This is a genomic window from Ginsengibacter hankyongi (assembly GCF_008710285.1).
Taxonomy (GTDB): domain Bacteria; phylum Bacteroidota; class Bacteroidia; order Chitinophagales; family Chitinophagaceae; genus Ginsengibacter; species Ginsengibacter hankyongi.
This window is the reverse complement of the sequence record NZ_VYQF01000001.1, coordinates 1,604,349-1,624,057: the sequence shown is the minus strand read 5'-3', so window position 1 is coordinate 1,624,057 and position 19,709 is coordinate 1,604,349. Positions and strand designations below refer to the sequence as shown.

Below are 19,709 nucleotides of genomic sequence, written 5' to 3'. Positions count from 1 at the left end.
AAATTATATAAAGAAAATAAGCGGAAAGAAATAATAAATGAACCTGTCAGAGTTTCTCAAGCAGGTCAATTACCTTTTCTCTTTTAAGAATTAAATACCCCAACCGGTCATTGCTAATGCCATCTTTAAGATTATAATTAAAGGAGAGCTGTTCGTTTTCAACATTGGTCTCAAAATATTTAAACTTTATATTTGGAAACTCTTTTAAAGATTCGGCTATTTCATACAAATGCGTAGAAAGAATAAATAAAGAGCCTTTTATTTTAATAAGCCCTTCAATGACAACCGTACTACATTTCATGGCATCCAGCACGTTAGTTCCTTTGAATAACTCATCAATAAGAATCAGCCATTTTCTCCCATCATTAATTTTAAGAATTGTATTTTTTATACGTTGCACTTCATTATAAAAATAACTCTCGCCCTTAGCAACATTGTCAACAACATTTATATTACTAAGCAAACCATCAAACAAACAAAGCTCCATCGATTTTGCAGGAACACCCATCCCAATATGGGCCAGGAAAACAGCGCCACCAACGGCTTTTATAAAAGTGCTTTTGCCGGCCATGTTTGCACCGGTTAAGAAAACAAAATTACTGTTCTCGTCCAAATCAAGATCATACGCCACCGGCTTATTCAATAATATATGATACAACCCTTTTACTTTAAGATCGGGCTTTGAAGATTCAATAAAAGTTGGGAAAACCAATTTAAATTCTTCAATCGCCAGCGCCATACCATACCACGCATCTAACTGGTAATAAATTTCAATAAGCTCTGATAAATTTTGTTTAAAATGATACCTTATATAATGCGCAAGCGCCAGCATCTCATGCATAGAAAGGTCACTCGCCTTTTCTTTCGTAGCAAGAACATCTAATTGATGTTTTTCAATTAAAATGTTCGCTTTCTCTAAAATATTTTTCAGGTTTTCCGGTGCATCATCCTTCATAAAATTTTTAATGATATGTTGCATGCCTTTAATAAAATCGAAGGCATGACCCATTGAATATTTTACCAGGGAAAAGTCAGGTGCGTGAAATATCTTATAATAATACGCAGTAGAAACAGTAGGCCTGGCGGGAATTTGGTCAATGCTGCTTTCGTAAAATTTATGAATCATTAAAACAGAACCATTACTTATAGTTAATGGCCACCCATCTTTTTTTTCAAGAAAAAGCTGTAATGTTTTTTGTACATTTTGAATGGAAACAATTTCTTTTAGAGATGAACTAAAAATATGTCGCAATTTTTCACGCCCGCCAACCGTACGGGTAAAATTCAACTTATGAAAAATTGAAAATTCTTCATCATGTTGAAAAACCGCCAGGTCATTTAACGTGGTTTTGTCTGTTTCCATGTATGGTCACTTTTATTTCGTATATAGTTTTACGTTAGTTACCTGTTAAATAAAAGCCTTTCTCCTTTTATAGATTCATCAAACTCAAACTTTCCATAATTATCCTTGTTTAAATAAACGCAATTCCCGTTCACAAAAGTTTGGATTACAGAGGCAGGAAATATATGTCCTTCTAACGGGCTCCATCCGCACTTATATAAAAGACCCTCCTTTTTTACTGTTGTTGTTTCATTCAGATCAATCATTACCACATCCGCAAAATAACCTTCTCTTATATAGCCCCGGTTTTCAATTTTAAAACACTCAGCAACAGCATGGCTCATTTTTTCAACTACTTTTTCAAGTGAAATTTGATCTTTTTTGTAATACTCAAGCATAAGCAACAGCGGATGTTGCACGAGCGGCAACCCTGAATGTGCGTGTTCATACGGACCTTCCTTTTCTTCTAACGTATGTGGTGCATGGTCAGTTGCAATTACATCCAAACGATCATCCAGCAAGGCTTTCCAGAGAGCGGTTTTATTTTTTGAATCCTTTATTGCAGGGTTACATTTTATTAAATAACCGAGCGGTTCATAATCGTCAGCAGTAAAATGAAGATGATGAACACACACTTCCGCGGTAATCATTTTTTCTTTTAATGGAATATCATTTCTAAAAAGCGCTAATTCTTTTTCTGTTGAGATGTGTAAAATATGTAGCCGGCTGTTATATTTCTTTGCCAGTGACACTGCAAAAGAAGAAGATTGATAACAGGCATTCTCATCCCTTATTATTGGATGGTCAGCAGGTTCAAGTATTTGCTTGTTATTCTTTAAACGTTGATAATTTTTTTTAATTATTTTTTCATCTTCACAATGCGTGGCTATCAACAATTCGCTTTCTCCAAATATCTTATTTAATTGCGACTCATTATCTACCAACATATTTCCCGTACTGGAACCCATAAATATTTTAACGCCACATACTTCTCTTTTTCTTCTATTCATTTTTAAAACCTCGTCGGCATTGTTGTTGCTGGTTCCCATAAAAAAAGAATAGTTGGCTAAAGAAGTTGCTTTCGCAATAGCGTACTTTTCTTCCAGTAATTGTTCAGTAAGTGCGTTGGGTATAGTGTTAGGCATTTCCATAAACGAAGTAACACCACCTGCAACCGCAGCTTTGCTTTCGGTATATATTGTTGCCTTATGTGTCAATCCAGGCTCACGAAAATGTACCTGGTCGTCTATTGCGCCCGGCAACAAATGTTTTCCATCACCATTAATTTCAGTTACTTTTTCTTTTACATTAAAGGAATTGTCAATCCTTTCAATACGGCCTTTTTTGAGGTATATAGTTTTTAATTCTATCTTACCTTCGTTAACTATTGATATATTTTTTAAAAGATAATTTTCCATATCTTGAAATTTAATAATAAAGCACCAAACCCAATGCAAATTATAAAAAGCCTGATTACATCACTCGTATTTATTTGCCCGCTCATTTTAAGAGCTCAAACGACTTACCTCCCCGAAGGATCTAAAGAATACCAGTTTATTGACAGGCTTGAAATTAAGCAAGGACATTTTACCGACTTAAATTTCTCTACCTTGAAACCTTACAGCAGGCGCTCTATTGTGCAGGAAGCTGAATTTTTAGACAGCGCACGCATTGCAAATTCCACTTCGCTTACAGAAGAAAATAATCAATGGGCCGGGCTTAATCTTACCAAGATTGATGATTATAATCTTCATAGCATTCTTATGGATAATTCAGAATGGGTAACCGGTTCAAAAGAAAGTTTTTTAAGTAAAAAACCTGTTCTTAAAAGTTTTTATACGACACAGCCAAACCTGCTCGAAGTGAATGTGAAAGATTTTTTTCTTGCATTGAATCCTGTAATATCTTATTCAATGAGTAAAGAATCATCAAACAATGAAAATATTTTTTATAACAAAAGAGGAATAACGGCAAGAGGCAGAATTGCCAACCGTATTGGATTTTCTACAACCCTCACCGATAACCAGGAAAGAGCTCCATTGTTTGTTCAAAACCGTATTACCGATTTTCATGCGGTGCCTGGAGTTGGGTTCTATAAAACTTTTAAAAAAACCGGGGTTGATTATTTTGATGCGAGAGGTTATATAACTTTTAATGCAACAAAATATATTGACATACAATTTGGCTATGATAAAAATTTTATTGGCAATGGTTACAGAAGCCTTTTCCTGAGCGACTTTAGTAATAGTTATTTGTTCTTGAAATTGAATACAAAAATCTGGAAATTCAATTACCAGAATTTATTTATGGAACTGATGCCGCAGTTTACGCATAGCGGGGATAATCTTTTAAGCAGAAAATATGCGGCCATGCATCACCTGAGCATGAACCTTACCAAATGGCTAAATCTTGGCGTATTTGAAAGTGTAGTTTTTGGAAGGAAAGATATTTTTGACTTGGAGTACCTGAACCCGATTATCTTTCTCAGGCATATTGAAGGAACCGTCGGAAGTCCCGATAATGCCTTTGCCGGCGCTGATTTTAAGGCCAATGTTGCGCATCATTTTCAGTTCTATGGCCAGCTGCTTTTGGATGAATTTATTTTAAAAGAAATTACAAAAAATAATGGTTATTGGGCAAACAAGTTCGGTTACCAGCTCGGTGGAAAATATGTAGATGCCTTTACCATTAAGAATCTTGATCTGCAATTGGAAATTAACAGGGTAAGGCCTTTCACTTATTCGCATAATGATTCTGTTGCTAATTACACACATTACAATCAACCGCTTGCGCATCCTTTGGGAGCAGGGTTCCAGGAGTTTATTGGTGTTGCAAAATATCAGCCAGCCCCCAAATGGTATTTAAATGGAAGGATGATTTATTATTACCAGGGACTTGATTCTGCAGGACAAGATTTTGGAAGCAACCCATTTGAATTATATACCGCCCGCCCGATGGATTTCGGTTTCTTTATAGGAAGCGGAGATAAAATAAAAGTATTCAATGCATCGCTTGCATTGTCTTATGAACTAAGGGAAAATCTTTTTGTGGAAGCATCCTATTTATTTCGCAAAACTTCTGTTGGCAGCGGTATAGGCTCAGGCAATACCAGCATCTTTGGTATTGGCGTGAGATGGAATGCTGCCAGAAGAGAGTACGATTATTAGTTTCGTTTACTCCACCGTTAGAGAGAACGTAATCATCTTGGAATTAATCTTATCAATTACATTAGAGTAGCGAAGCGATGGATCTCGGCTATGCAGGTTTACGATTCCGCTGCTGAGTTTTATTTCCGGCGATAAAACAAAATATGGAAAGTAAATATTGCATCCAAGGCCAAGCTCAACACTGAAATCATAAGGCCTTAATTTTATTAAATCTTCTGCTTTTCGTGCACCCGCATTACTGGCAAGGTCATAATCAAATTTGCCGCCCGCAATAGTATAAACTTTAAAATTATCTATTCTATCGCTGCTGAATTTTATTTGTACAGGAAAACTCAATGTTATTGATTGAACTTTCTTTTCAATCAAAGAATCGGTCGAATAATTTTCAGCATATAAAAATGCTTTTTCGGAAAAAGTGAGATCCAGCGGATGAACTCTTAAATCGAAATGATTGCTCATACGAAGATTAACGAGCCATGCAAGATTAATGCCCGTGCTGTTAATGCTTTCAACATCCATGATAGTATCTGATTGTAAAAACATAGGATGGTGGGTAAAATTAAAATGAGACTTATTATAGCCTAAATTAATTCCAAAATGATAAGGTTTATCATCATGGCCTTCCTGGTTAATTACATCGCGTAACTGTGCCATAGACGCAGTAGAACAAAACACAAAAGATAGTACCAGTAAAATTATTTTTCGCCGCAATAAATGGTGCATATACCTAAACTCAATGTTTTGTAAAAACTGTGTCTATATTTTATTTTTTTTAAGATGTGAATGAAATTTTCCCTTTCAGGAAATTTTTGAACGGAGTTATTTAAATATTTATAAGCGTCATTATTTTTAGAAATCAATTTCCCAATATTTGGAGTAATAAATTTCATATAAAAATTGTAAAGACTTTTAATTATTGGTGAAGAAGGTTTTGAAAATTCTAGAACTACCAGCTTTCCGCCGGGCTTTAAAACCCGGTATATTTCAGATAATCCCTTTTCAAGATCTTCAAAATTTCTCACACCAAATGCAACTGTCACAGCATCAAACGAACTATCTTCAAAATAAATTGCCTCACTATCTCCATTTAACAACTGAATTTGGTGCTGTAAACCCAAATTTTCAATCTTTTTCCTGCCAATATTGAGCATTCCTTCGCTTATGTCAATACCGGTAATTTTTTCTGGTTTTAATATTTTATAACTGGTAACTGCAAAATCGCCGGTACCCGTTGCAACATCCAATATATTTTTTGGATGCAATGACGATAGTTCCCTGATTGCCTTTTTGCGCCACGTAACATCAATACCTGCACTCAAAAACCGGTTCAAAAAATCATAACGAAAAGCAATTTTATCAAACATGCTTTCTACTTGCTTTTTCTTGCTTTCGCCGGAGTCTTTGAAAGGCACTATAGCATCATGACTATAAGTTTTCATCGGCTCAAAGATAGTTTTTTGATTTTACAACCTGCCCGGTTAACTATTCTTTCACTTTTATTTTAGATTTTATCTTTTAAGAGAAAATTTAAAGCCCATAATACATAATGTATATTGCAGTTTTTATGCACATTAAAAAAGCAACATATCTCATAAGCAGCCCTTCTTTTGAAAAATGCCCTGCCTCTGATAAAGCTGAATATGCCTTTATTGGAAGAAGCAATGTGGGCAAGTCTTCGCTTATAAATATGCTTTGCAATAATGATAAACTTGCAAAAACTTCTAACTCGCCCGGCAAAACACAAATGATTAATCATTTTGAAATTGCAAGCGTACTAAAAGCCGGCGAATTCAATGAAACCAAATGGTACCTTGTAGATTTACCGGGTTATGGTTTTGCAAAAATATCGCAAAGCAGCAGGAGAAGATGGGAGCAAATGATTGAGAATTATCTTCGCAAAAGAGAAAATCTTACAAATGTGTTTGTGCTGATTGATTCGAGACATACTCCTCAAAAACTGGATTTGGATTTTATACAAAAACTTGCGTTGTGGCAAATTCCTTTTACCCTTGTTTTTACAAAATCTGATAAAGAAAAACAATCAGTAGTGAGTAAAAATATAAAACTGTTTTTAGAGAAACTTAGAACCACTCAACAATTTTTACCGCAGCATTTCATTACAAGCTCTGTTAAGAAAACCGGCAGAACAAAAATTTTAGATTTGATTAATGAAATGAATATCGATAGTAAAGCCGGAAGATCATTATAATCTTGTCAATTCAAAAAAGTAAAGGGGATAAAATTTCTATTCCGTTTTCACCGGAATAAGCATTAAAGAAAAGAGAAATCAGTTCACAATTTTGTTGGCACAGCTGCTGCTTGCAAAAGCCTCGGGCTTGGCTTTAAAAGCAAATCCCATTCCGAGAATGTAGCCCATTGCTTCACGCAAAGCTTCGTTACTTTTAAAATGAGGATTTGTATTAATGTCGGCATGTACTTCCATGTCCACATCATACAGGGTAAATAAGTCGCAAAGCTCATAAGCAATTTCAATACTTCTTGCAACTTCAACCAGCATACGTTCTTTGATGCTGTACACAAGCTTTGTTTTGTCGTTGTGTATAAACATAAATCCTCCATGTCCTTCACGAAGAAAAACAATTACGGTGGCAAACTCTGTATCAGCGCCTTTTACCTGGCTGTCGGTACCAATACAAACTTTTAATCTGTAACCTGCATTTGTTTCGCGTTGGATGGCTAATTCTACTGCACCTTTTATCGGAAGGTCAATAATGTCTCCATTAAATTTTCTCCAGTACATAAATTAAGGTTTTTTAAAATTACCGAAATTCCTGTAACAAAACAGGCAAAAATTATTTGGTAAAAATTATTTAACTAAGCTTTGAAGTCGTTTATCATTCACTGTTATGAAGCAACAAGATGATTTTAAATACGGCTATTACCATCTCCTTATATAAAACAAAAAGGGCCAGCCCCTAACGCTGACCCTTAACTTACACATGAATCTACCTTACAGTTTTACAATTCTTTCTGTCAGTCTTTGATTATTACTTATTATCTGTATAAGATAAATTCCGTTAGGGTTGTTACTTATATTAATGTTATTAATTCCTGATTTTCCTTTACCCGCTTGTATAATTCTTCCACTCATATCTGCCAGGTTGTAGCTATAATCTTCGGATGCATTTACCGTAACTTCGCTGTAAACCATGGTTGATACTTTAAATAATTTATTGGCATCAGTTGATTTTAATGAAATCACATTAGAATAAATTGCCTGATCAGTAGCGGATACCGCTTTAAGTCGGTAGTAAATATTATTGGCTACCGGCGGCGCATAACTAAAGCTTTGCACGCCTTGCGGTAATTTTGCAAGCGTTGTGAAAGCCGTGCCATTGGAAGAACTCTCTAGCGTTAAACTGCTAACGGGTTCGTCTGTAACAATACTCCAGCTAAAACTATGTTTGTCTTTATCTGCTTTGCCCGAAAGAGTTGCCTGCTTTATAGGCATTACCAACAGCGGCGAAAAAGTACCTGAAATATTGTAAGAACCCAAGCTTCCATAGTTAGAGGTGTTTGTATTACTCGCGCCTTCAACAACTAAAAAATACACTCCAGAAGTTAGCGCGGTATCAACCGTGGCATTTAAAATACTAACGGGGTCGTATACCTGTATTGTCTGCAAAGATGAATTAAGTAGCTCTAGTTTAACATCGAGATCCGCCCCTTCATTATTAGTCCCAACGGAAAATGGTTTTGCATCAATATGCAGCTGCCCTGCTTCTGTAAGATTAAATTTAAAAACATCTTTATCAGAAGAAGTTGTGATAATACCGCTATCAGCAAATAATGTATTATTTATCGTTATCGATGTTGGATTTACATTTGGGTTATCGCTATGGTCATCCGCCCGGTAAGTAAATCCGTTTGAAGAGGTAATAATTGAAAGAGCGTCCTGGTCTGCAGCGCATCCGTATGGAGTTGGACCATTGTACCATCCTGAGAAATTTCTGTAATAGCTATTGCCCATAACCGGCGCCCATGCGGTTTCTCCGGTACCGACACCCGTATTATATGTCGCAAGTAAGTTGCAACTCCCATCATACTTAGCCTGGTGCGAAAGTCCGACTGTGTGCCCGCTTTCGTGGGTGCAACATTCTGCCACATCCTTTGTATTATAAGGCCCAAGCCTGTCGGGAAAAACAAAGCCCGGAGTATCGTCGCCCCAAGTAAATGACCCTGTATACGACACTCCCCCAACTCCAGTATACCATCCACTCGTAGGTGTTACAATTATCCTTACCCGCCGGTTAAGAGGGGCGGATAAAAATTTAGTTGAATCGGTAGTTATATCAAGATTAAAAGGCCTGAAGTCTTCGGACACCCGGTTAAATATTTCAACTATTTGTGCATCCGATAATCCTGATGGTGCACACGCCAAAGGCATACCGCCATTCCATAATGTTGATTGGACATACTGACCATCGAAATCAAGAAAAATAGCAGCCTGTGCTGAAGGTAAACTGCTCAACATTGGGAGGCAACTGGATTTGCTTGAAAATAAAGTGAGTAAAGGGATCAATATTAATAATAGTTTTTTCATATTCGAGGGATTTAGGGTTCCTTCAAAAAAAATGCGTGGTAGATTTTTCTTATTTAAAAGTCCTGTATAAGGTCTGCCATTTTGATTTTATTAAAAGAGTAGTTTCCTGTATTATCTTTTACCAATTCATATCCGTCAGCAAATTTTTCATTAATAATGTGGCCGACATAAGTGATGGTATTATCATCATTTATTCTTTTAGAAACTGAGAGCAATGAATTTTTTAATAAGGGGGAGCGAATTATAACACTCGAAAGGTTACTATATTTCTGAACCGATGAAAGTATTATTCCGCTAAAAGAAAATTTATTTGCAAAATTGAATTGAATTGAAGAACCAACTTTACCGGTAAAGGCTTTATTAAGCTCCGAAGTGGATGCCGCAATGTTGTTTGAATAACTACTAAATAATTCCGGCCTTGAAGAGGTAACTACCTGGGCATGTGTGTCAATTGAAAAGCTTAGTAACAAGCACAACACAAATAATCTGGATGTGGTTTTCATAGTCTGGAATTTTGGGTTTCAGTTGTATCGGACAATTATTTAAACGACACACAGGTATAAAAATTATACGAAACCAAAAAAAAATTCCAATTCAATAAAATAAGAGAAAAAGTACTCGAATGGACTGGTATTAATACTGCCCCATGCTTAGTAAAACCAACGTACACGCCTCTTTCGGAAGAATCCCTCTTTCCTGAGCCATGGTAAAAAGTTCTTTGTTTTCGGCACCGGGATTAAATATAATGCGTTTTGGATGCAGTGAGAATATATAATTGTAGTATTGCTTTTGGTGCGATGGATTTAAATATAATGTAACCGTATCCACGTTATCAATGTCTTTTGCTGTTGTTTCGATTTTAACTTTGGCTACCGTGCCGGGACGTTTACCAATAGCCGCCACATCATGACCTTTGGATTGAAGAGCATTAATTGCGAGATAGCTATAACGTGAAGGGTTATCCGAAGCTCCCAAAACCAGTGTTTTTTTATTTGGCATAAATTACTAGTTCAAAAATTTTGCTTTTAATTCAGGTGTTGGAATCATACATTCATCTTTCTTGCCAAACCATTGATACCTGTTTTTCGCAATCCAATTATAAACTCCGTCTCTTATAAATGCGGGAACTATAATGAAGCCATATAATAATGGCCAAAGCCCTGTTAGTCTTTTTACGACTCTTAAAGCTGCCGTTGACCGGTCGTATACTTTCCCGTTCTCAACAAGAAAAAAAGACTTCATTATATTTTCCGGGATATTATGTTCTTCCAGTATTTGTTTTCCTTCACCTGATTGGAGGGAAGCAAAAAGAAACTGGTTTTTATTATCGCGTTTTATAACAAACTTCACAGCACCATTACACAGGTTACAAACACCGTCAAATAATATGATTGAATGCTGATACATTGAATTACAAAATTACTAAAACTCTTGCCCATGCGTAGCTTTTATGATTTTGTTAAGTAAAGCCGGGAAAGGTTTTAGCATGCTTATAAAAAGGTTAGTAGTAAATTCTTTGCCAAACAATTTCTGTATAGTGCGCCCGGTTCTTAATCTTTTTTCAAAGGTATTAGTCCATTTTTCTACAAATCGATTTTCCATTTGATCTCTTGAAATTTGCCTGCCAAAAAAAGCCAGGATATTTCCTGACGCAATTTTTGCTGAATGAAGCGCCATGCTCATTCCATTGCCACAAAGCGGTGTTATCATTCCGGCTGCATCGCCAATCATTAGAACATGATTTTCAACGAGTGTCTTTCTATCAAAACTAATTTGAGAGATAGTTACAGGCTCTTTAAAAATAAATTCTGCGTCAGTAAATATTTTTTTTAGAAAAGGATTTTTATACAAAACATTTTGCTCCATTTCTTTGATAGAATTATTATCCTTCAGGTTTTTTGCGGTGGTTAAATAACATAGGCAATATTCATCTCCTTCCACTTTCGAAATGCCACAGTAGCCATTTTTAAAATTGTGCAAAGCAATCGTATCAAAGGGGAACGAGGTTTTAATATGATATTTCACACCAATATAATTATTAAGCTTTCCTGGTTTTTTTTGTATAAAATCCCTCGACCATTTTACATCAAGGTTGCTTCGCTTACCAAAACTGCCGACAGCAACAGCACAATTAGCTGTTTCATTTTTATATTTAATATTAAAAAACTCATCGCTAAAAGTAACGTCACTCACTTTTGTTTCATCCAAAACAAGTACACCATTTTCAAGGGCTATTTTTTTTAATTCATTATCTATAAAAAAACGGCTTATGCCGAAACCGCCTAAATCAAGGTTTGCGTGTATGGACGTTCCGTTAGGAGAAGAAACAATTAATTTTTTTATAATAGGCAAATTAAGTTCTGAAAGATTGAGGCCTAAGCTTTCAATAAACTTCCAGCTTTCAAGACTAATGTATTCGCCGCACACCCGATGAAAAGGATATTTTTCCTTCTCAAATAAAATTACTTTACAATTATTTTTAGCTAACAATGTTGAAAGAGAAAGCCCGGCAAGTCCGCCGCCAACAATACCTACATCAAATTTCTTTGAACCGGAATGTAGACTTTTATTTGTGTTAAACTCGGCCAATTTATTAACGAATTATTTTTCCCCTTCCTGGTGAAGAACGGTTATTAAATACCTAAATGCCCATTTCCATTGAATATGATAGTTGGTAATTCCAGCTTTTTCAAAAATATTTTTCCATTCTGTTTTTTTAAATCCTCTGAGTACCGACAGCGGCGCATCATTTTTTACAAGAAAGGATTTAGAAAAAAGCTTTGTAATATATTTTATAGAATGGTAAGCCAGTGGATGCCGGTGTAAATCATTAATAAAAAATCCCGTTGTTGAATTTGTCTTCATCCATTGAAGCATTTCCACGAGTTCATCATCGGTGAAATGATGACAGAAAAGTGAAGAAAAAATTATATCGGGTTTATTATTCCCGAAATTAAAAAGCATGTAATCGGATACTATAAAATTTACATTTTTATAGGTTGATTTTTCTTTTGCAAAAACGATACAATCCGCATTAATATCAATTCCGGTGAATGTTGCTTCAATTTTATTTTTTATGCAAAATGCAGCAAGTGCATTTATATTATCACCGCCACCGCAGCCTATTTCGCAGGCAGAAATTTTTTTATTGTTACCCATGAGCTTTTGAAATCCTTTTACAGTTATTGCATGGCCGCCAAGATGAGCATTAATTAAATCAAGCTCTCTCATATTTTCAGCTATATCCTTAAAAGGAATGGCGCTACTATCAAGCAATTCTTTTTTGTATGAACGATGGCTGTAATCAATCATCAGATAAAATAAATGTCTCCAACGTAAGACCGGGTCCAAATGCGGCACCAAAAATATTTGCTTTCTTTTCTTTTTTCTCTTTCAGAGATTCCATTATTTCTTTTAATACAAATAAAATGGTTGGTGAAGACATGTTACCATAATTTTTCAAAACATTATAAGAGTATTGCAGGTCTTCTGTTTTTATATCAATGCTTTTTTCAATGGAAGTAAGAATTCTTTTACCACCGGGATGAATACACCAGTGAGAAATATCTTCTTTATTGCAATCAGCATTTTCCAAAGCATTGGTAAGAAGCTTATTAAAATCTTCTTCGATAAGATCCGGCACATATCCCGATAAGGTCATCAAAAAACCTGAAGAAGAAAGTTCCCAACTCATATCTTTCTTTCCTTTAAAAGCCACTTCGCTGTAAAAATTATTTATTCTTAATCCTTCATCTTTATAAGTATTATGGGTAACCAATACCGCGGCGCTTCCGTCTCCAAACAAGAGGCTGGATGCAATATTATCTGTTGTATTTTCTTTTTGGAAGTGCAATGTGCACAGCTCTGTACAAACAACCAGCACCCTGGCATTTTTATCCTGGTTACAAAATGCATCGGCCAATTTAAGGCCATGTATCGCGGCATAACATCCCATAAAATTTACAGACGTTCTGAAAATATTGGGTGATAAATTCATTGCTTCTATCACCTGCAAATCAAGACCTGGCGCACTTAAACCGGTACAGCTCACGGTAATTAAATGGGTTATTTCTTCTTTGGCTATTTTATTTTCAACGCATTTTTCAACAGCGTTTACGGCAAGAGCAGGCGCAGTTTTATTAAACCATTTCATCCGCAGCTCAACATTTGGAAAGGGTTCCAGGTTTTCGGTAGCGGGATAAAATTGCCATTCACCAGCGTTTAAACTATAATCCGGTAATACAGAATATCTTGTTTCAATAGCGCTTTGATTATATAAAAATTTGAGTTTGCGTTTATCCGCTTCATCCATAGCATACACATTCTGCATAAAAGATAAAATGTTCTTTTGATCGTGCCTGTAAGAAGGAACCGATGTAGCTATGGAAATTATTTTACTCAATAAGATGTAATATTAAAATCGTTATAAAACCAAGATTAGTACATATGGAAGCTAAAACATTCATCTGCATTGTGTTTTTAAAATCAGCTTCGCTATTATTTTTTAAAACTTTTCTAAACCATATGAAAAAATATACAAGCACCGGTATCATAAAGATTTGCAGAATGAAAAATCTCGTCCATTCTAGATTTAAAAAAAATTGCAAACCAAGCGCACAAAAAGCAAACGCATATATGATGCCAGTAAAAATAAATGTTCCTTTATAACCCAATTTATAGCTAATTGTTTTCACGCCATCATTTACATCTTCCTCATGTTGATAGATTTGAGTAAGCGGGTAAAAACCACCTATCAGTAAGCTTGATGCCACCATAGAAATAACGGGGACATTTGTTGCGTGGTTGCTATCCGCGCCATGATACACCAAAAAAAAAGTTACCGCTCCCTGGAAAATGATAACAGTCAAATAACCGGTAACGGGATATTTTTTTAAGCGAATCTTTCTATAACTGTATGCTCTCGATGCCAGGATGTACAAAAGAATTCCTATAGCAAATAACCCCGAAACAAAGAAACTTAAAACCACAGCCGTTATATCCATACAAACAGTAACAATAAATAATTGTTTGGTTGGCTGAAGGGGATTTTTTATGCCACCTACCGGGGATGTATCCCTGTCCATATAACTATTGTAACCATTGCTTGCGGGATACACCAGCAAATGAAGTATTACGAATACTAATGCTGCACTGTACCAGTTAATATGATTAACCTGGCTTAATGCAAAGAAATAAACCGGCATTAAAAAAAATGAGAAATGAAAACGCAGTAATTGCAGTGTTGATTGCAGTGTTTTATTCACTCACTAAATTTAGTGAATTTTTCAAAGGCAATTTTGCGCAACTATAATTGATTCCTGTATTATTTTATACTAACATCGTTACAGGATTCTCCATAAACTTTTTGAAAGTTTGAAGGAAAGCAGCCCCCACAGCGCCGTCTACGCTACGGTGATCGCAGCTTAAAGTAACTTTCATTACATTAGTCACGCCAAATCCGTCAGCCTTTTTAACAACAATTTCTTTTATGCGGCCTACAGCAAGTATAGCGCTGTCTGGCGGATTTATAATAGCAGTAAAATCTTCAATATCCATCATCCCAAGATTAGAAATAGTAAATGTATTTCCACTAAATTCTTCCGGCTGCAATTTTTTATTTCTTGCCTTATCATACAAGCCTTTTGCATCCGAGGCAATTTGAGATAATGATTTCTGATCTGCAAAGCGTATTACCGGAACGATCAATCCATCGGGCATCGCAACAGCTGATCCTATATGTATATGTTTATTTTGCCTGATGAAATCACCCATCCAACTGCTATTAACGGCAGGATGCTGCCTTAGCGCCATAGCACAGGCTTTTATAACCATATCGTTAAAAGAAATTTTTACCGGGCTAATTTCGTTTATGGCTACCCGTGAGCTCATTGCATTATCCATGTTAATTTCCATGGTCAGGTAAAAATGAGGCGCATTAAACATGCTTTCTCCCAATCTTCTTGCAATAGTTTTACGCATTTGCGTATTGGGAATATCTTCATAGCTTTCTTTACCTGTTTGTTCAAAAGGCTGAACAGGTTTCAAATCCGCTTCCTTTTTCCCTTCTTCTTTAGCTTGTGCTGGTGCAGGTTTGTAGGCATCCACATCTTTTTTAACTATCCTTCCGCCATCGCCACTGCCTTGAATTTTAGAAATATCTATTCCTTTATCAGCAGCTAATTTTTTTGCAAGCGGGGATGCTTTTACTCTTCCGCCTTCTGAGGATGATTCTATATTTTCAACCTTTCCTTCATTTTTATCAATAGTGCTTCCGGAAATTTCTTCCGATTGTTTTTCTGCTTGTGGCTTATTTGCGGGAGTTTCAGCACTTTTATTTTTTTCAGCATTTACGTAAGCGCTTACGTCAGTTCCCTCTTTTCCAACTATAGCAATAATTTCATTTACTTTAGCGGCTTGCCCTGCTTCAACGCCAATATATAAAAGAGTTCCTTCTTCATAACCTACAACATCCATGGTTGCCTTATCAGTTTCAACTTCAGCAATTGAATCGTCACTTTTTACTTTATCACCTACTTTTTTATTCCATTGAACTATTTTCCCCTCGGTCATTGTATCACTTAAAAGGGGCATGCGTATTACTTTTGCATCCTTAGGCAATTCAGCAACAGCTTTAATTTCGACGGCTTTTTCTTTTTGCTCCTCTTTAGGTTTTTGTTCGGATTCCTTTTTTACCGGTTCTTTTTTCTTTTTATCCGAATTATCTCCGTCGCTTTCCAAAAGGGACTTATAATCTTCACCTTCTTTCCCAACGATGGCAATAATGTCGTTTACTTTTGCCGCCTCACCCGTTTTTACTCCAATATATAAAAGCGTGCCTTCTTCGTAACCTACAACATCCATTGTTGCCTTGTCAGTTTCCACTTCAGCAATCGTATCATCGCTCTTTACTTTGTCACCAACTTTTTTATTCCATTGAATAATTTTCCCCTCGGTCATTGTATCACTTAAAAGAGGCATTCTTATCGCTTTCGCCATAAAATATTTACTATTTTTTTATAAAATTGAGTGGTGAAATTAATGCAAAATCAGCAAACGATTTTCTCTCGGTTTTCAGAGGCCATGGATTGCGATTATTTGCACGTTTTTTAATGAAGATTTTTAATAATCGAAGGCGCTTTTCCGGAGACAAAATTCTCCGTACGGGTTCAATTGTTTTATTAAACTCCCTGCCATTGTACTTCATCAAATCTAAATCTCCTTTCAACAACATCTTTAGTAATGAGTTCTCCCGTGGATGAAATTTTTTTAATTTGTGTTTCAAAAACAATATTGTCTTTTTTAAGTTTCACCACTTTATTACGGCAAAATAAATTTTCATTGTATTGAGAAAGTAAGCTGGTGAATTTTCCCGATTCTAACTGACTAATCCGGCTTGTTACAGTCTGTATAAGTTCGTGTGCAAGTTCAACAACGTCATAATTTATACCGGTTACTTGTTTTAAGGAAATCGCTTTTATTCCCCTGTCGAAATTTTCCTGGTTAATATTAAGGCCGATACCAATTACAGCCCACTGCCATAAATTACCCTTAATTACGTTCTCTATAAGAATTCCGCCTGCCTTCCTGTCATTAACGAAAATATCATTAGGCCATTTTATTTTTATATTTTCTTTAATATATTCTGAAAGAAGATCGAAACACCCGAGAGCCACTGCGACACTTAATTGAAATTGTTGCTGAACACGGAGCCAGTGCATTTGGTTATTAATAGTTAGTATCACATTTTCACCGCCCTGGCTTTTCCAGGTTTTCCCCCTTCTCCCTCTGCCAGCCGTTTGCTCCATGGCAAATACACCCTGGCCACTTATTGCTTCTGCTTTTTGAACCAATGCCATGGCATAGTTGTTGGTACTATCCACCTTCTCAAGAATAATCATTTTTTTTGATGTGGCTGGCATTAAAAGACTATTAATAAAGAATTAGTATTTTTGATAAAAAAGGGCTGATAAAGGCTTAAAAAACTGCAATCTACCCTAATAAAATTATTTTCTATGTACACGAGGTGCTTAGAATTTACTTAAAATGAACAACGTTTGAATAATTTAACCGTATTGGCTTCCAGGAAAAAGCCTGCTCTTACAAGATTAACAAGAAATAGCAAAATCTTCAAGACCATTATACATGCCATCCAGGAAAAAAAGGGCGAAAAAATAATTAGCCTTGATTTGAAAAAAATACCCGAAGCAGTTTCTGATTTTTTTATTATTTGTGAAGCGTCTAATAATATACAGCTCAAAGCTATTGCAGATTCTGTAGAAATGGAAGTTAAAAAGAAATGTGGGGAATTACCTTACAAGCATGAAGGAAGGCAAGGTGAACAATGGATTTTAATAGATTATGTAAATGCTGTGGTTCACATTATGCTGGCAGAGCCAAGGAAATTTTATAAACTGGAAGAAATGTGGAGCGATGCTTCGTCAATGGAGCATTAATAAATCAGCAAGCTATTATTAAATAATAAAATAATAAATCAAGACATTCGTCTTATAATGAAAAAAATCCTGTGTAATGCGGGTAACAAAAATAAAATATTGCGAGGCAAGAATATATGGCAACTGAAGAACAGAAAAAGAAAATAGTCCCAAAAAGGTTAAATCCTTTAAACAATAATAAGGGTACTGAAGATGATCCAAAAAAACGTCCAAGGCTTAGCATTTACTGGGTTTACGGAATAATTTTCGCCGCTATAATTGGATATAATCTCTATCATAATAATTCAAGCAGCGGGGTTGAGATTGACAATACTCAATTTTTTGCCATGCTTAAGCAAGGTGATGTTGACCAGATAAAAACAGTAGGCAACAAAAAAATTGTAAGAGTATCTATCAATCCTCAGGCAATCAACAATAACCCTGATTTTTACAGAAAGGTTTTCGGAGCCGATTACGATGCTGTAAAAAAAATGCCGGAACCACAGGCATATTTTGGCATTATAAAAGATGAAACTTTTGCCAATACGATGCTCCAGTTTTATAAGGAAAATCCTAATGTAAAACAAGTAGCCGATAGGCCCGGAGATGAGGGTGAATTATTCGGACAGATAGTAAGTACGCTGTTGCCGATTTTGCTTATAGGTTTACTATTTATTATGATGATGCGTAAAGTAGGCGCCGGTGGCGGCGGAGGTGGCCCCGGTGGTATTTTCAATATTGGTAAATCAAAAGCAACTCTTTTTGATAAAGGTGCAAGAGTGAATATTAATTTTGGAGACGTTGCAGGCCTGGATGAGGCCAAAGTGGAAGTAATGGAAATAGTTGACTTCTTAAAAACACCGAAAAAATATACCGCACTTGGCGGAAAAATTCCTAAAGGGGCTTTATTAATCGGCCCTCCCGGAACCGGTAAAACTTTGTTGGCTAAAGCTATGGCTGGTGAAGCACAGGTTCCTTTTTTCAGTTTGAGTGGTAGTGATTTTGTTGAAATGTTTGTGGGCGTAGGTGCAAGCCGTGTCCGCGATCTTTTTAAACAAGCAAGAGAAAAAGCTCCATGTATTATATTTATTGATGAGATAGATGCTATTGGCCGTGCAAGAGGAAAAAATATGATGATGAGCAACGATGAAAGAGAAAATACACTCAATCAATTGCTCGTTGAAATGGATGGTTTTGGAACCGACCTTGGTATTATAATTTTGGCAGCCACTAACCGTCCTGATGTGTTGGATAATGCATTATTAAGGCCGGGAAGGTTTGACAGGCAAATAACTATCGATCGCCCTGATTTGGTTGGACGTGAAGCTATTTTTAAAGTTCACTTATTACCGATAAAGATTTCTCAAACTCTCGACGTACATAAATTAGCTGAGCAAACTCCTGGCTTTGCAGGTGCTGATATCGCTAACGTTTGTAACGAAGCCGCATTAATTGCAGCACGTAAAAACAAAGATGCAGTTGATATGAGCGATTTCCAGGATGCTATCGACAGGGTAATTGGTGGACTGGAAAAGAAGAACAAAATAATATTACCGGAAGAAAAAGAAATTATTGCCTATCACGAAGCGGGCCATGCTATTTGCGGTTGGTTTCTCGAACATGCCTACCCGTTACTAAAAGTTACAATTGTGCCAAGAGGTACTGCAGCTTTGGGTTATGCGCAATACACTCCTAAAGAACAATATCTTTATAATACTGATCAACTACTTGACCAGATTTGTATGACATTGGGAGGCAGAGCTGCTGAAACTATTTTCTTCGGGAAAATATCAACAGGTGCAAGTAACGATCTGCAACAGATTACCAAAATGGCCTACGCGATGGTAACGGTTTATGGAATGAATGATAAAGTTGGTAACGTTAGCTTTTACGACCCGGCACAGGATAATACATTTACAAAACCTTTTAGCGAAGAAACCGGTAAAATGATTGATGAGGAAGTAAGAAAATTAGTAGAAAAGGCATTTATAAGAACAAAAGAATTACTAACGGAAAGAAAGAACGAAGTTGAAATTCTTGCACAGGCGTTGTTGAAAAGAGAAGTTCTTTTTCAAAGTGACGTGGAAGCTTTAATAGGCAAGCGCCCGTATGAAGAAAAGAAAGCACTTGACTTTGTTGATAATCCGAAGGAAGCAATTATAGATCCGCCAATTCCCGGAGTAATTTCTTAAAAATGATAATGA

The 19,709-nt window shown here is 36.0% G+C and carries 19 protein-coding genes; 4 read left to right on the top strand and 15 right to left on the bottom strand.

Features of this window, described 5'->3' with window-relative positions:
• Nucleotides 1–46: 46 nt before the first annotated feature.
• Both FW778_RS06795 and FW778_RS06790 read right to left on the bottom strand, forming a co-directional pair.
• The gene (locus tag FW778_RS06795) at nucleotides 47–1,363 is read right to left on the bottom strand and encodes a MutS-related protein (RefSeq protein WP_150413840.1); all 1,317 of its coding nucleotides are present in this window, start codon (nucleotides 1,361–1,363) and stop codon (nucleotides 47–49) included.
• A 38-nt stretch (nucleotides 1,364–1,401) separates the two neighbouring features.
• Nucleotides 1,402–2,760 carry a dihydroorotase gene (locus FW778_RS06790; RefSeq protein WP_150413839.1) on the bottom strand — a complete coding sequence of 453 codons (1,359 nt, stop codon included), beginning with the start codon at nucleotides 2,758–2,760 and terminating at the stop codon, nucleotides 1,402–1,404.
• Between the two features lie 33 nt (nucleotides 2,761–2,793).
• On the opposite strand from FW778_RS06790, the gene FW778_RS06785 reads away from it, so the two are divergent.
• Nucleotides 2,794–4,509: a hypothetical protein gene (locus FW778_RS06785; RefSeq protein WP_150413838.1), complete on the top strand. Its 1,716-nt coding sequence runs from the start codon at nucleotides 2,794–2,796 to the stop codon at nucleotides 4,507–4,509.
• A 6-nt stretch (nucleotides 4,510–4,515) separates the two neighbouring features.
• On the opposite strand, the gene porT is transcribed toward FW778_RS06785, so the two are convergent.
• Nucleotides 4,516–5,163, bottom strand: a complete 648-nt coding sequence (porT, locus tag FW778_RS06780; protein WP_150413837.1) for a type IX secretion/gliding motility protein PorT/SprT — start codon at nucleotides 5,161–5,163, stop codon at nucleotides 4,516–4,518.
• Nucleotides 5,164–5,204: 41 nt separating this feature from the next.
• The gene (ubiE, locus tag FW778_RS06775) at nucleotides 5,205–5,948 is read right to left on the bottom strand and encodes a bifunctional demethylmenaquinone methyltransferase/2-methoxy-6-polyprenyl-1,4-benzoquinol methylase UbiE (protein WP_150413836.1); all 744 of its coding nucleotides are present in this window, start codon (nucleotides 5,946–5,948) and stop codon (nucleotides 5,205–5,207) included.
• Between the two features lie 125 nt (nucleotides 5,949–6,073).
• On the opposite strand from ubiE, the gene yihA reads away from it, so the two are divergent.
• Nucleotides 6,074–6,718 carry a ribosome biogenesis GTP-binding protein YihA/YsxC gene (yihA, locus tag FW778_RS06770; RefSeq protein WP_150413835.1) on the top strand — a complete coding sequence of 215 codons (645 nt, stop codon included), beginning with the start codon at nucleotides 6,074–6,076 and terminating at the stop codon, nucleotides 6,716–6,718.
• A gap of 78 nt (nucleotides 6,719–6,796) precedes the next feature.
• Here yihA and FW778_RS06765 read toward each other — a convergent pair whose 3' ends face one another.
• The 11 genes from FW778_RS06765 to FW778_RS06715 all read right to left on the bottom strand — a co-directional run bounded on the left by FW778_RS06765 (nucleotide 6,797) and on the right by FW778_RS06715 (nucleotide 16,992).
• Nucleotides 6,797–7,270, bottom strand: a complete 474-nt coding sequence (locus FW778_RS06765) for a ribonuclease H-like YkuK family protein (RefSeq protein ID WP_150413834.1) — start codon at nucleotides 7,268–7,270, stop codon at nucleotides 6,797–6,799.
• A gap of 210 nt (nucleotides 7,271–7,480) precedes the next feature.
• Nucleotides 7,481–9,073 carry a T9SS type A sorting domain-containing protein gene (locus FW778_RS06760; protein ID WP_150413833.1) on the bottom strand — a complete coding sequence of 531 codons (1,593 nt, stop codon included), beginning with the start codon at nucleotides 9,071–9,073 and terminating at the stop codon, nucleotides 7,481–7,483.
• Nucleotides 9,074–9,126: 53 nt separating this feature from the next.
• Complete coding sequence (locus FW778_RS06755) at nucleotides 9,127–9,576, bottom strand: hypothetical protein (protein ID WP_150413832.1); 450 nt, start codon at nucleotides 9,574–9,576, stop codon at nucleotides 9,127–9,129.
• A gap of 130 nt (nucleotides 9,577–9,706) precedes the next feature.
• Nucleotides 9,707–10,072 carry a CoA-binding protein gene (locus tag FW778_RS06750; RefSeq protein WP_150413831.1) on the bottom strand — a complete coding sequence of 122 codons (366 nt, stop codon included), beginning with the start codon at nucleotides 10,070–10,072 and terminating at the stop codon, nucleotides 9,707–9,709.
• A 6-nt stretch (nucleotides 10,073–10,078) separates the two neighbouring features.
• Nucleotides 10,079–10,480 (bottom strand): thiol-disulfide oxidoreductase DCC family protein, encoded by a 402-nt coding sequence (locus FW778_RS06745; RefSeq protein ID WP_150413830.1) that lies wholly within the window; start codon nucleotides 10,478–10,480, stop codon nucleotides 10,079–10,081.
• A gap of 15 nt (nucleotides 10,481–10,495) precedes the next feature.
• On the bottom strand, nucleotides 10,496–11,662 hold the full coding sequence (locus tag FW778_RS06740) for an NAD(P)/FAD-dependent oxidoreductase (protein WP_150413829.1): 1,167 nt from the start codon (nucleotides 11,660–11,662) through the stop codon (nucleotides 10,496–10,498).
• A gap of 12 nt (nucleotides 11,663–11,674) precedes the next feature.
• Nucleotides 11,675–12,385 carry a methyltransferase domain-containing protein gene (locus tag FW778_RS06735; RefSeq protein ID WP_235906085.1) on the bottom strand — a complete coding sequence of 237 codons (711 nt, stop codon included), beginning with the start codon at nucleotides 12,383–12,385 and terminating at the stop codon, nucleotides 11,675–11,677.
• Nucleotides 12,378–13,475, bottom strand: coding sequence for a type III polyketide synthase (locus FW778_RS06730; RefSeq protein ID WP_150413828.1), 1,098 nt, complete (start codon nucleotides 13,473–13,475; stop codon nucleotides 12,378–12,380). Before FW778_RS06730 ends, FW778_RS06735 begins: the two co-directional genes overlap by 8 nt.
• Nucleotides 13,468–14,337 (bottom strand): UbiA family prenyltransferase, encoded by an 870-nt coding sequence (locus tag FW778_RS06725; protein ID WP_235906077.1) that lies wholly within the window; start codon nucleotides 14,335–14,337, stop codon nucleotides 13,468–13,470. The genes FW778_RS06730 and FW778_RS06725 overlap by 8 nt, the downstream gene beginning before the upstream one ends.
• 64 nt (nucleotides 14,338–14,401) lie before the next feature.
• Nucleotides 14,402–16,069 carry a pyruvate dehydrogenase complex dihydrolipoamide acetyltransferase gene (locus FW778_RS06720; RefSeq protein ID WP_150413827.1) on the bottom strand — a complete coding sequence of 556 codons (1,668 nt, stop codon included), beginning with the start codon at nucleotides 16,067–16,069 and terminating at the stop codon, nucleotides 14,402–14,404.
• Nucleotides 16,070–16,251: 182 nt separating this feature from the next.
• Nucleotides 16,252–16,992 (bottom strand): biotin--[acetyl-CoA-carboxylase] ligase, encoded by a 741-nt coding sequence (locus tag FW778_RS06715; RefSeq protein ID WP_150413826.1) that lies wholly within the window; start codon nucleotides 16,990–16,992, stop codon nucleotides 16,252–16,254.
• Nucleotides 16,993–17,127: 135 nt separating this feature from the next.
• Here FW778_RS06715 and rsfS point away from each other — a divergent pair, with 135 nt between their 5' ends.
• On the top strand, nucleotides 17,128–17,526 hold the full coding sequence (gene rsfS / locus FW778_RS06710; RefSeq protein ID WP_150413825.1) for a ribosome silencing factor: 399 nt from the start codon (nucleotides 17,128–17,130) through the stop codon (nucleotides 17,524–17,526).
• Nucleotides 17,527–17,642: 116 nt separating this feature from the next.
• Nucleotides 17,643–19,697 (top strand): ATP-dependent zinc metalloprotease FtsH, encoded by a 2,055-nt coding sequence (ftsH, locus tag FW778_RS06705; protein WP_150413824.1) that lies wholly within the window; start codon nucleotides 17,643–17,645, stop codon nucleotides 19,695–19,697.
• The last annotated feature ends 12 nt before the right edge of the window (nucleotides 19,698–19,709 follow it).

Coding starts and splice junctions, on each gene's coding strand:
- FW778_RS06795 (WP_150413840.1), bottom strand. CDS start 1,363: ATGGAAACAGACAAAACCACGTTAAATGACCTGGCGGTTTTTCAACAT.
- FW778_RS06790 (WP_150413839.1), bottom strand. CDS start 2,760: ATGGAAAATTATCTTTTAAAAAATATATCAATAGTTAACGAAGGTAAG.
- FW778_RS06785 (WP_150413838.1), top strand. CDS start 2,794: ATGCAAATTATAAAAAGCCTGATTACATCACTCGTATTTATTTGCCCG.
- porT (WP_150413837.1), bottom strand. CDS start 5,163: ATGGCACAGTTACGCGATGTAATTAACCAGGAAGGCCATGATGATAAA.
- ubiE (WP_150413836.1), bottom strand. CDS start 5,948: ATGAAAACTTATAGTCATGATGCTATAGTGCCTTTCAAAGACTCCGGC.
- yihA (WP_150413835.1), top strand. CDS start 6,074: ATGCACATTAAAAAAGCAACATATCTCATAAGCAGCCCTTCTTTTGAA.
- FW778_RS06765 (WP_150413834.1), bottom strand. CDS start 7,270: ATGTACTGGAGAAAATTTAATGGAGACATTATTGACCTTCCGATAAAA.
- FW778_RS06760 (WP_150413833.1), bottom strand. CDS start 9,073: ATGAAAAAACTATTATTAATATTGATCCCTTTACTCACTTTATTTTCA.
- FW778_RS06755 (WP_150413832.1), bottom strand. CDS start 9,576: ATGAAAACCACATCCAGATTATTTGTGTTGTGCTTGTTACTAAGCTTT.
- FW778_RS06750 (WP_150413831.1), bottom strand. CDS start 10,072: ATGCCAAATAAAAAAACACTGGTTTTGGGAGCTTCGGATAACCCTTCA.
- FW778_RS06745 (WP_150413830.1), bottom strand. CDS start 10,480: ATGTATCAGCATTCAATCATATTATTTGACGGTGTTTGTAACCTGTGT.
- FW778_RS06735 (WP_235906085.1), bottom strand. CDS start 12,385: ATGATTGATTACAGCCATCGTTCATACAAAAAAGAATTGCTTGATAGT.
- FW778_RS06720 (WP_150413827.1), bottom strand. CDS start 16,069: ATGGCGAAAGCGATAAGAATGCCTCTTTTAAGTGATACAATGACCGAG.
- FW778_RS06715 (WP_150413826.1), bottom strand. CDS start 16,992: ATGCCAGCCACATCAAAAAAAATGATTATTCTTGAGAAGGTGGATAGT.
- ftsH (WP_150413824.1), top strand. CDS start 17,643: ATGGCAACTGAAGAACAGAAAAAGAAAATAGTCCCAAAAAGGTTAAAT.